9 protein-coding genes are annotated in these 11,871 nt (G+C 67.9%); 2 read left to right on the forward strand and 7 right to left on the reverse strand.

Features of this window, described 5'->3' with window-relative positions:
- Window positions 1-29: 29 nt before the first annotated feature.
- The 7 genes from AADJ02_RS16785 to AADJ02_RS16815 all read right to left on the reverse strand — a co-directional run bounded on the left by AADJ02_RS16785 (window position 30) and on the right by AADJ02_RS16815 (window position 10,084).
- On the reverse strand, window positions 30-989 hold the full coding sequence (locus AADJ02_RS16785) for a magnesium transporter CorA family protein (RefSeq protein WP_341214156.1): 960 nt from the start codon (window positions 987-989) through the stop codon (window positions 30-32).
- 91 nt (window positions 990-1,080) lie between these two features.
- Window positions 1,081-1,293 carry a hypothetical protein gene (locus tag AADJ02_RS16790; protein WP_341214157.1) on the reverse strand — a complete coding sequence of 71 codons (213 nt, stop codon included), beginning with the start codon at window positions 1,291-1,293 and terminating at the stop codon, window positions 1,081-1,083.
- A gap of 104 nt (window positions 1,294-1,397) precedes the next feature.
- Window positions 1,398-1,964 carry an ABC-type transport auxiliary lipoprotein family protein gene (locus AADJ02_RS16795; RefSeq protein ID WP_341214158.1) on the reverse strand — a complete coding sequence of 189 codons (567 nt, stop codon included), beginning with the start codon at window positions 1,962-1,964 and terminating at the stop codon, window positions 1,398-1,400.
- A 3-nt stretch (window positions 1,965-1,967) separates the two neighbouring features.
- Window positions 1,968-4,973 (reverse strand): MlaD family protein, encoded by a 3,006-nt coding sequence (locus AADJ02_RS16800; protein ID WP_341214159.1) that lies wholly within the window; start codon window positions 4,971-4,973, stop codon window positions 1,968-1,970.
- Window positions 4,970-5,623: a paraquat-inducible protein A gene (locus AADJ02_RS16805; RefSeq protein ID WP_341214160.1), complete on the reverse strand. Its 654-nt coding sequence runs from the start codon at window positions 5,621-5,623 to the stop codon at window positions 4,970-4,972. The genes AADJ02_RS16800 and AADJ02_RS16805 overlap by 4 nt, the downstream gene beginning before the upstream one ends.
- A complete protein-coding gene (locus AADJ02_RS16810; protein ID WP_341214161.1) occupies window positions 5,620-6,285 on the reverse strand; it encodes a paraquat-inducible protein A in 666 nt (221 codons plus the stop codon). Before AADJ02_RS16810 ends, AADJ02_RS16805 begins: the two co-directional genes overlap by 4 nt.
- Window positions 6,286-6,493: 208 nt before the next feature.
- Window positions 6,494-10,084, reverse strand: coding sequence for a hydantoinase B/oxoprolinase family protein (locus AADJ02_RS16815; RefSeq protein WP_341214162.1), 3,591 nt, complete (start codon window positions 10,082-10,084; stop codon window positions 6,494-6,496).
- 149 nt (window positions 10,085-10,233) lie between these two features.
- Between AADJ02_RS16815 and AADJ02_RS16820 the strand changes: the two genes are divergently transcribed.
- Complete coding sequence (locus AADJ02_RS16820) at window positions 10,234-10,914, forward strand: HAD family hydrolase (protein WP_341214163.1); 681 nt, start codon at window positions 10,234-10,236, stop codon at window positions 10,912-10,914.
- Window positions 10,911-11,870, forward strand: a complete 960-nt coding sequence (locus tag AADJ02_RS16825) for a sugar-binding transcriptional regulator (protein WP_341214164.1) — start codon at window positions 10,911-10,913, stop codon at window positions 11,868-11,870. The genes AADJ02_RS16820 and AADJ02_RS16825 overlap by 4 nt, the downstream gene beginning before the upstream one ends.
- Window position 11,871: the final 1 nt, after the last annotated feature.

Here is an 11,871-nt window from a genome sequence, read left to right on the forward strand (position 1 = left end):
CCGCCGCAGGCGCGGCGGGGCCCTTCGTCTCAGAGCCAGCCCTTGGTCTTGAACCAGACCCATGTGCCCACCGCCGACGCCACCATCGCGCCGAGCGCGATGTAATAGGCGTAGGGCTCGTTCAACTCGGGCATGTTGGCAAAGTTCATCCCGTAGATAGACGCGATCAGCGTTGGCGGCAGAAACAGCGCCGCCACGACCGACAGCGTGCGCACCACCGCGTTCTCGTCGAGATTGATCATGCCTAGCGTCGCGTCGGTGGCCAAGGCCACGCGGCTGTTGAGGAAATCAAGATGCACCTCAAGCGCGTTGATGTCGCGCATCTGCGCCTTGGCCAGCGTGCCGATCTGCGGGTCGCGGTGCTTCATCGTGCCGTTCCAGACGATGAAAGTCGACAGCATCCTCTCCATCGTGAACAGCGCCAGACGCACCTTGGCGGTCAGCTCGCCCTGTTGGCCGATGTCGCGCAGCGCCAGCCGCAGACCGTCGACATCGTTCATTTCCTCGCCGTAGACCTCGCTCGCCACCCGGTCGAGCACGCGCCCCGTGGCCTCCAGGAGATCGGCCTGCCGCGCGATGATCTCCTCGACCAGCCCGAGGAAGATGCGCACCGGCGTGCCCGATCCGGCGCTCGACCTCTCGGCGCGGGTGGAAAAGGTCTCGAAGGGGCGCGGCCGGTGGTGGCGCACCGTCACCAGCCGCTCGGGCGTCAGAAGGAAGGTCACGGGGGCCGAGAACTGCCGCCCCTCATCGTCGCGTCCGGGCAGCATTACCGTCATCACCTGACAATCGCCCTCGCGGTGCAGGCGGTTGGAGATCTCGATCTCCTCCATGTCCTCGAGCGAGGGCACGTTGATCCCCAGAGCCTCGATCGCCGCCGTCTCCGCCGCATCGGGCCAGAGCAGGTCGATCCAGATCGCGCTCTCGAGGCCGTGCCCTTCGGACAATAGGGCAAGGCCCGTGCCTTGGGGCTGGTAGGCGGCGATCATCGGCGGTCTCCTCGTCTCGGACTAGCTGTCGAAACAAGGAGCTAGCGCGGTCTCGCTTGCGTCCAGAGCGGCATGAGAGATGGCCGTCATCTCAGAGCTTGTCGTCGGTCTCGTCCTCGGGTGGATCGAAGACCACAAAGAACTGGTAGGCGCACCAGAGCCCGGCCGCGGCAAAGAGCGCGGCCCAGCCGACTGAGCCCCGCGACAACTCGACAATCGCCCAGGCCAAGGTCAACGCGACCACGAGCACCCGCCGGTACAGCGGAATGAAAAAAGGACTTTGAACGTCGAACAGCTTGCCCATGCGATATCTCCGCCTTGTGTCGCCTTGACGTCGTGGGCCGGTCACTTGGGGCGCCGACCCCACCGAAGCAATCGGATGTTCTCGTTCGCCCGACCCGGTATTTCTCAGCGCAGCCCGGTCTTTGCGATGATCTGCGCAAGCTGCGTCATCGCGGTCGCCCGCGCCGCCGCGACGCCGCTGGCGCCTGAGGCTTGCGGGATCGGCACCGCGATCTCGAAGGTCTCGGCGCGGTCACGCCCCAGCGCATCGCGGGTCGCCACAAAGTACTGCCCCGCCACCTTGAAGCGCCCCTGCGCATCGGCGAGGAATTCCTCGACCCGCACTTCGACACGGGCTTCGGCAAAATCGTCGAAGGGCCATGGCTCCGAGGCCACGCGCGCCCCGGTCGAAAGCCTGAGCGCGCGCGACAGCTCCAGCGTCGCGGCGCGCACCGGGTCGTCGGCCCAGAGCAGATCCTCGGCGGGGGTGATCACCCCCTCGGGCGTCTCGATGTAGATCTCTTCGAGCGCCGCATAGGTCGGCAGGGTGATCTCGCGCAGCTCGACCGAGGCAAATGCGATGGAGACCTTTTCCGTCGGCACGACCTGCGGCACCGCGTAGCGCAGCTCCGGCCCGCCGCAGGCGGCGAGACCGACCAGAAGGGCCACGGCGAGAGTGGTACGGTTCATCATGGCCTAGCGTCCTGTCAGAAGCGAATTGGGGCGGCGTTCGATGGCGCGGGCGAGAGAGCCCACCGCCTCGGCGGCCTTGGAAACGTCGCGCAACGCGGCACGCAGATCGCGCAGCGCGGGCTCGGTGCCGTCGCCGATGGTGGCGACCGTGCCGTTCGACGTGACCAGCAGCGCCTCGGCGCGGCTGACCAGCGAGGGCAGCGTGCGTGCAGCCTCGGCCAAGCGGTCGGCAGCGTTGGCGGCCGAGGCGAAGGTGGCGTTGGCGTTCTCGACCACGCCGCCCTCGCTCACTTGGCCAAGGATCACGCGCAACTGCTCCAGCGCGCCGTTGAGCTCGCCCGGCAGCGCTCGGGCCGTGTCCTGCTTGAGGATCCGGTCGGCGCTGTTGATGAGGCTGGTGGTCTCGGCGACGAGCACCTCGAGCGGCAGGTCGGCGGCCTTGCCCGCCACGGCGTTGAGGCTGTCGATAAGCTGCGGCGCTCCCGCAAGCGAGCGGTCCAGCGAGTCTGCCGCCCCCGCAGCACTTTCCAGCGCCGCGACAAGGCTGGCACCGCCGCCCCCTTCGTTGACCTCGGCCAGAAGCGTGCGCGCCTCGGCGACGCCAAGCTCCAGCTCGCCCGCGAGCATGCCGATCTGGCCCGGCAGCGCGCGTGCGGCCTCGGTGCCGATCAGGGCACGGGCATCCTGCGCCAGTCCCGACACGCGGTCGAGCAACGCGTCCACGGGCAGATCCTGCGCCATCGCGGCCACCGCGTCGATCCGCTCGATCAACTGCGGCACGCCCGCGAGCGAAGCGTCGAGCGTCGTTGCCGCCCTGCCCGCCGCATCGACCGTGTCGAGCAGCCGAGCGACGCCTTGCTCCTCGTTGAGGCTGGCGATGAGCGTGCGCGCTTCGGCCGTGCCGGTTTCCAGCTCGGCCAGAAGCGTATTGACGCGGCCCGGCAGAGCGCGCGCATCGTCGGTATCGATCAGGCCGCGCGCAGCCCCGGCAAGGCCGCTCACCTCGGACAGGAGCGCCTCGAGCGGCAGCTCGTTTGCAGTGGCGACGAGCGTGTCGATCCGGCTCACCAGCTGCGGCACGCCCGCAAGCGAGGCGTCGAGCGTGGCGACGGCGGCGCCTGCCGCGTCCACCGTATCCAAAAGCCGCGTCACCGCTTGCTGCTCATTGAGCCCGGCGATGAGCGTACGTGCCTCGGCGGTGCCACCCTCCAGCTCGGCCAAGAGCGCGTTCACGCGGCCCGGTAGGGCCTGCGTCTCTTGTGCGCCTACAAGCGCGCGGGCCTCCTCGGCCAAGCCGGACACTTGGGTCAGGAGCTGATCGAGCGGCAGCTCGGCTGCGGTTTCCGCGACGCGATTGAGGTTGCCGATCAGCTCGGGCACGCCGTCCAGCGCCGTGTCGAGATCGGCGGTCACCGCCGTGGCGCCATCCACAGCATCGAGAATGCGGCGCACCGCCTCGGCCTCGCGCACGTCGTCGAGGATCAGCCGGACATCGGCCACGGCGAGTTCGATCTCGCTCATCACGACACCGATCTGACCGGGCACCGCCTGCACCTCGTCCGAGCCGACGAAGCCGCGAATGTCGTCCAGCAGCGCGCGCACGTCGCCCGGCGTCTGCTGCAGATCCTCGGAGCCGATCAGCCGGGCCGAATTCTCGAGAAAGCTGGTGGCCGAGGCGAGCAGTTCCTCGATCGGCAGGTTGTTGATCCGATCGAGCGTGCCCTGCGCCGTCGCCTGCACGTCAGAGATCTCGCTGCCGGTCACCGGCACCGATGGATAGGGCAGCGCATCGACGTCAAGCACCGCCGGCTCGACGCCGGGCACGTCGATCAACTGCACCTTGAGGCCGCCGGTGAGGATCGAGCCGGTCACGAGCCGGGCCCTGAGCCCCGAGGCCACCTCGTCGACGAAGTATTGCAGCGCCTGTTCGACGCCACCGTCGTCGGCCATGCCGAGCCGCGATGGCAGGATGTTGAGAACGGTCTGCAGCCGCACGCCCCGGTCGCCGAACCGCTCTTCGTCCACAAGGCCGTTGAGTCCGGTGACCGAGCCCACGCGCACACCATCGAGTTCGACCGCCGCCCCCACGGCGAGGCCCGAGACGTTGCCGTCGAAGACCGCCACGAGGTTCAGCGAGGGACCATCCGGGGTGTTGAAGACCGAATTGCGCGCCGTCTCTTCGGCGTCATAGACCTCGAAGATCTGGCCATCCTCGGCCAGCGTCGCGCCCGACACGAAGGTGTCGAAGGCCAGACCGCCGGCGAGCAGCGCCGCGACGCTGTCAAAATCGATCTCGGCGCCGCCGGTGCCGATCTTGACCGAAAAGCCCGAGGTATCCCAGAACCGCGTCGTTTCGGTGACGAGGTTGTCATAGGGCGCATAGATCACGCCCGGCGCTTCGACGTAGAAGCCGTCCGTCGACACGCCTGCCGCACCGATCCGGCCCGCCTCGACACCCTTGTAGAGGATCGGGCTGTTGCCCGAGAGCACGCCTTCGGTGGCGCGCAGGATAATTTCGATGCCTTGCTGATCGGGGCCGAGGAGCGGCGCGTGATCGAGACCCTCGAAGCTCGTCAGCGCCTCACCCATGCGCCCGTCCCACTGGCCGCGCAGATAGACGCCGGACAACACGGTATCGAGGCCCGACACGCCTTCGGTCGTCACCTCGGGGCGCACCACCCAGAACTCTGCGTCGTCGTCGATGAAGGGCGCGATGTCCTTGGAGACCCGGATCGCGATACGGACCTTGTCGAGGGACTCGGTGAAGCCCACCTCCTCGACCAAGCCCACCGCCACGTCGCGAAAGCGCAGTTCGGTCTCGCCCGCGAGCACGCCGCCCGCCTCGTCGAAGATCACTTCGATCAGGGGGCCCTGATCCGACCACTGCTTCCAGCCGATGCCCAGCGCCACCGCGAGCGCGCCGATGGGCACCAGCCAGACCACGGAAACGCGGCTGGCGAGCGAACGGCGCGGGCCGTCGAGCGGCACCTCAGGGACCTCTTGGCTCACGCGCGCGCGGCCCGGTCGTGGCTGTCGTCATCCGCGCGATCCCAGATCAGGCGCGGGTCGAAGGCTTGGGCGGAGAGCATCGTGAAGATCACCGAAAGTGCGAAGGCGAGCGCCGCCGGGCCCGGCTTGATCGAGGCGGCCAGATTCAACTGCACCAGCGCCGTCAGGATCGCAACCACGAAGACATCGATCATCGACCAGCGCCCGATATACTCGACGATTTCATAAAGCCTGTGGCGCGCATGCGGCGATGCATGACTGCCGCGCCGCACCGAGGTCGCGAGCCATGCGATGGCCGCGAACTTGCCCAGCGGGATCGCGACCGAGGCGATGAGGATGATCAGCGCCACGAAGACCGCCCCGTGGCTGGCAAGCTCGATCGCGCCCTGGACGATGGTGTCCTCGGAGACGGTGAACAGCACTTGGGTGCGCAGCATCGGGTAGAGGTTGGCTGGAATGTAGCACAGCACCCCCGCCACCCACCACGCCCAGACCCGGCTCAGGCTGTGGGTATCGCGCGACACCAGCGCCTTGCCGCATCGACCGCAACGGGCCGTCTCGGCGGGCCAGACGCGCGTGCAGCGGGTGCAGGCCACCAACCCCGCCCCGCGGGCGGTGATGGCGGGAATATCGGTGACAGTGTCGCTCATGCCGCCGCCCCCTTGGGGCGACGCGCGCCGTAACCATGCTCCAGCGCCTCCCAGACCGACCAGCGGCACATCCAGCGGTCGTGGATCACCGTAAGAAACACGAGCGCAGCGAACATCCAGAACGCAGGGCCGAAGCTCAGATGCGCGAGGTCGGCCACCTTGACCAGCGCCACGGCGCAGCCCAGCGCGAAGATTTCGGCCATCGACCACGGACGCAGCGCCTCGGCCAAGGCAAAGAGCCGCAGCGCCCCCGGTGGCGCGGGCCGGTCGAACACCAGGGGTCCGAGCACGTAGATGGTCAGGATCGCGCGCGCCAGCGGCACCAGAACGATCAGAGCGGTCACTGCCAGAGACAGCAGCAGCAGCGGCCCGCCGGTAAAGCTCAGCGCCGCGTCGAGCAGCGTCGCTTCGTTGACGAAACCCTGTCGGCTGATCTTGAGGAACGGAAACCAGACCGCGCCCAGCACGAGGATCAGCGAAGCGGCGGAGAGCATGATGATGATCATGCCCGCGCGCTTGCGTGGCGCGATCAACACGGTGTGGCAGCGCGCACAGACCGCGCGTTCACCTAGCCCCGGCATCCGCGCGCGGTAGATCGCGTCGCACTGCGGGCAGGCGATGAGATGCGCCGGATCGGCGCGCGCGATGTCAGTGCTGTGCATGGGGTCCGCCCGTCAGATCACTCTGGGCGAATACTAGGACCGGGCGACGAGAAAGGCCACGGCACCAATTGCACGGCATCGTGACAGGGCGCGGAATTCGCGTATTCGAGAGTTGATGCAAGTAAGTGCGCAACAACGCGGCCAGCGCACCCCCTGCTCCTCGTTCCCCGAATGCGCGAACCCCAAAGCCGACCGCCCGACGCCTCCCTCAAGCTTTGCGCCCGACCCCTCCGGGCGTCGGTGTCACCACCGTCACGACCTCCCCCGCCCTGAGCCGCGTCTGCGCGCAGGCGGCGAGCGTCTCGACCGAGCCGTCGTGCCGAGTGACCTCGGTGCGCCCGACCTCCCCGCCGCCGCCGCCTTCGAGCCCCTCGGGCGGGCGGTGCCGGTGCGACGACAGGATCGACAGGTCCATCTCTTCGAGAAACCGCAGCGACCGTTGGGTGCCGTCGCCGCCCGGATAGGCCCCCTCTCCGCCGGACCCGGGACGCAGGGCGAAGCTCTCCAGCAGCACCGGGAACCGCGTCTCCAGGACTTCGGGGTCGGTCAGCCGCGAGTTGGTCATGTGGGTGTGCACGCCCGGGGTTCCGGCAAAGCCGCGACCGTCGTTCATCCGCCCCGCCGGACTGCCGGAACAGATCGTCTCGTAATACTGGTGCGCATCGTTGCCGAAGGTGAGGTTGTTCATGGTGCCTTGCGCATTGGCCAGAGCGCCCAGCGCCTGAAACAGCGCATTGGTGACATGCTGCGACGTTTCGACATTGCCCGCCACCACGGCGCGTGGATAGGCGGGGCGCAGCATCGACCCTTCGGGGATCACAATGTCGATGGGGCGCAGGCAGCCCGCGTTCATCGGCACCGATTGCTCGCACATCACGCGAAACACGTAGAGCACGGCGGCGCGAGCCACCGGTTCAGGCGCGTTGAAGTTGTTGGCCCGGGCCTCCGATGTGCCGGTGAAATCGACCGTCGCGCGACGGGCCTCGCGGTCCACGGTGATCTTCACGCGGATCACCTGCCCCGTGTCGGTCTCATAGTCGCAGGCGCAGTCCGACAGCCGCCCCACCAGCCGCGCCACCTCTTCGGCGGCGTTGTCTTGCACATGGCCCATGTAGGCGCGCACCACGTCGAGGCCGAACTCGGCGACCATGCGCTTCAATTCCGCCGCGCCACGCGCGTTGGCGGCGACCTGCGCCTTGAGGTCGGCGATGTTCTGATCGGGGTTGCGGCAGGGATAGGGATGATCCGTCAGCAGCCGGCGCAGCGCCTCTTCGCGGAACTGGCCCCGGTCCACGAGGTGGAAGTTGTCGATCAGCACCCCTTCCTCGTCGACGGTCGTGGCCAGCGGCGTCATCGACCCTGGCGCCGTGCCGCCCACGTCCGCGTGGTGCCCTCGGCTCGCGCTCCAGAACAGAATGTCCTCTCCCCCCTCGTCGAAAACGGGCGAGACGACGGTGATGTCGGGCAGATGCGTGCCGCCGTTGTAGGGCGCGTTGAGAGCGAAGACGTCGCCGGGATGGATCACCGGGTTCTGGCGTATGATCGCCTCGACCGATCGGTCCATGCTCCCCAGATGTACCGGCATATGCGGCGCGTTGGCGACAAGAGCCCCGTCACGATCAAAGACGGCGCAGGAAAAATCGAGCCGCTCCTTGATGTTGACCGATTGGGCGGTGTTCTGCAGCGCCACGCCCATCTGCTCGGCGATGTTCATGAAGAGATTGTTGAACACTTCGAGCAGGATCGGGTCGGCCTCGGTTCCCGCCGCGAGCTGTCGCGGGGCCGCCTCGTGTCGGGTCAGCAGGATGTCGTCGCGCCCGGTAAGTGTCGCGGTCCAGCCCGGCTCGACCACGATGGTCTGGTTCGGCTCGATGATCAGAGCGGGTCCGCGCATCTCGTGGCCCGGAGCGATGTCGGCACGCCTGTGCACCGTGGCCTCGTGCCACGTGCCGCCTGAAAAGAAGCGCGTCATCTCGTCCGCCTCGGCCCGACCGCGTTCGGGCATGCTCGTGCCCGTTTCGGCCACGGCATGGGCAGGCTCGGTGCCTTCGACTTCGACTGCCTCGATCACCAGCCCACGCTCGGGGCTAAGAAAGCCGAACTGCGCCTCATGCGCCGCCTCGAAAGCCGTACGCGCCGATGCCATGTCGCCCTCATAGCCGACCTGCAGCGCGGTATCCGTACCCGTGTAGCGCAGATGCAGCCGGGTGGCGTAGGTCTCGCCCGACACGCCCTGTCCGGCTAGATCGTCGCGCACCTGCGCCATCAGATCCGCAATCAGTCCGTCGAGGGCGCCGCGCGTGGCCTCCTCCAGCGGCTTCACCAGCCCCTGCTGGCGGCTGGCCGAAACCGTGGCGAGGCCGATGCCGTAAGCCGAGAGCAAACCCGAGAGCGGGTGTACCAGAACCGCTTCCATGCCGAGCGCATCCGCGACGAGGCAGGCGTGCTGCCCCCCCGCGCCGCCGAAGGAATTGAGCAGGTATCGCGTCACGTCGTGGCCGCGCTGAACGGAGATCTTCTTGACCGCATTCGCCATGTTCTCGACCGCGATGCGCACGAAGCCCTCGGCCGCCTCTTCGGCTCTGCGGTCGCCCGCGATCGCCTCGAAGGCCGCGCGCACGCCGTCGCGGTCGAGCGTCTGGTCCTGACCGGGGCCGAAGATCGCCGGAAACAGGTCGGGGTCGAGCTTGCCCAGCATGACGTTGGCATCCGTCACCGTGAGCGGCCCGCCGCGCCGGTAGCACAAGGGCCCCGGATCGGCGCCGGCGCTGTCGGGCCCGACGCGAAACCGGTTCGCATCGGCGTGCAGCACCGAGCCGCCGCCCGCCGCGACCGTGTGGATGCGCATCATCGGCGCGCGGATGCGCACGCCGGCGACCTCGGTATCGAAGGCCCGCTCGAATTCGCCCGCGCAATGCGCCACATCCGTCGAGGTGCCGCCCATGTCAAAGCCGATCACACGGTCCCAACCCGCGGCGCGCGCCGTCTCAACCATGCCGACGACGCCACCCGCGGGTCCCGACAGGATCGCGTCCTTGCCTTGGAACGCCTCTGCTGCCGTCATGCCACCCGAGGACATCATGAACTGCAGTGTCGGCCCCGCCTTGCCCGGCGGCGTGGCCCCGAGTGCGCCCGAAACCCGCGCCACGTAACGGCGCAGGATCGGCGACAGATAGGCGTCGACCACCGTGGTATCGCCACGCCCCACGAGCTTCAGGAGGGGCGAAACCTCGTGGCTGACCGAGACCTGACCGAAACCCATGCCGCGCACCATCTCGGCCAGCGCTGCCTCATGCGCGGGGGCGTTCCAGGCGTGCATCAACACGATTGCCACGGCGTCGATGCCCGCGCCGCGCAACCCCTCCAGATCGGATCGCAGCGCCTCGGCATCGAGCGGCATCTCGACGGTGCCGTCTGCGCGCACGCGCTCCTCGACTTCGATGACGCGCTCGTAGAGCTGCTCGGGCAGCAGGATCTCCTTGGCGAAGATGTCGGGCCGTCCCTGATAGGCGATGCGCAGCGCGTCGCGAAATCCGCGCGTGATGAGCAACGCCGTCCGGTCACCCTTGCGCTCCAGAAGCGCGTTGGTGGCGACGGTGGTGCCCATCTTGACCGTGCCGATGCGCACGGGGTCGATCTGACCGCCCAAAAGCCGCCGTATCCCCTCGATCGCGGCGTCCTCGTAAGCTTCGGCATTCTCGGACAAGAGCTTGAGCGGTTTCAGGGTGCCGTCGGGTGAGCGGCCAACCACGTCGGTGAAGGTGCCGCCACGATCGATCCAGAAATCCCAAACGCTCACGTCCCGCCCCCTTGTGCTGCTCACCAAGGGGTGCGCAATCCCCCCCCGATGGTCAAGATTCGACCGCGCCGCGCAGACGCCCAGCCTATGGGCAAATGCCCGAAGCTGTGGCAGTCTGCGACCGGGGGAAATACGGCGAGGAGGACGGCATGGCGCACGACTGGGATCTTATCATCTTCGATTGCGACGGCGTGTTGATCGACAGCGAGCTTCTGAGTGCGGAAGTGCTGATCGACCTGCTGGCGGCCGATGGCGTCGAGATCGACTTTGACCATGTGCGTCGCAATTTCCTTGGCCGCAGCTTCCCCACGGTGGCCAGACACATCCGCGAGGAATTGGGCCACGCCCTCGCCCCCGATTTCGACGCGCTGTACCGCGCGCGCCTGCTCGAGCGGTTCGAGACCGAGCTCAGGCCGATGCCCGGCATCGCTTCGGCCTTGGAGATGCTCGCCATGCGCGGCGTGCCGGTCTGCGTGGCGACCTCCTCGTCACCGCCTCGCGTGGCGCGCTCGCTCGATATCGTGGGGCTGGCCACGGCGCTGCCGCATGTTTTCACCGCAAGTCAGGTAGCGCGCGGCAAGCCCGCACCGGACCTGTTCCTGCTTGCGGCCAGGACCTTGGGCGCGGAACCGTCGCGCTGCCTCGTGTTCGAAGACAGCCTGCCGGGTCTGGAGGCCGCACAGGCCGCCGAGATGACCGCCGTGCGCTATACCGGTGGCAGTCATCTGACCCAAGCCAAGCTGCGCCATCACCCGAGCCTGCCGATCCTGGCCGATTGGGCCGATCTGCCTTCCATCCTGAACCGGCTGCGCCCGGAGGCCGTAAGATGAGCCAGTCGCGCTTTACCCCTGAGACCACCCGCCTAGACGACGCCGCGCGTGCGGGGTGGCTTTATTACGTCGCGGGCAACACCCAAGACGAGATCGCCCGCAAGCTTGGCGTGTCGCGGCAATCGGCGCAGCGATTGGTATCGCTCGCCGTGTCGGAAAAGCTGGTCAAGGTGCGGCTCGATCACCCGATCGCGCGCTGCATGGACCTCTCGGGCGCGCTGGCTCGAAAGTTCGACCTCAAGGTGATCGAGGTGGTCCCATCCGACCCCACCGCGCCCGAACTGATGACCGGCATCGCCATCGCCGCCGCGGCCGAGCTCGAAAAGCTGCTGAAAAGTCCCGACGAAAAGATCATCGCGCTGGGCACCGGTCGGGCGCTGCGCGCTTGCGTGGAGCAATTGCCCCGCATGGACTGCCCGCAGCACCGCATCGTCTCACGGCTTGGCAACATGATGTCCGACGGATCGGCCACGCCCTACAACGCCGTGATCCGCATGGCCGAACGCGTCGGCGCCAAGCACTATCCCTTCCCGCTTCCGGTTGTTGCGCGCGACGAGGAGGAGCTGCGGGTGATGCATGGGCAGGAGCCGGTGCGCCACACGATGGAGCTGTGCGCGCGGGCCGATTTCACCTTGGTCGGCGTGGGTCAGATCGGGATGGGCGCGCCCTTGCGAGTCGACGGCTTCATGGGGGGGCAGGAAATGGAGACGCTGATGGCGCAAGGGGCGTCGGGCGAGATCACCAGCTGGGTCTATGACGCCAAAGGCCGGGTGATGGACTGCGCCTTCAACATGCGCGTCGCCTCTGCGCCGCTGACGGTGGGTGGCGAGGCGCCGGTGGTCGGGCTCGCCGCCGGACCGGACAAGGCCGAGTCGATTTGCGCGGCGCTGCGCGGCGGCCTCATCAATGGGTTGATCACGGACGAGGCGACGGCCGAGCGGCTACTGAAACAGTAGC

It is taken from the genome of uncultured Limimaricola sp., from assembly GCF_964022235.1.
In the GTDB taxonomy this organism is placed as follows: domain Bacteria; phylum Pseudomonadota; class Alphaproteobacteria; order Rhodobacterales; family Rhodobacteraceae; genus Limimaricola.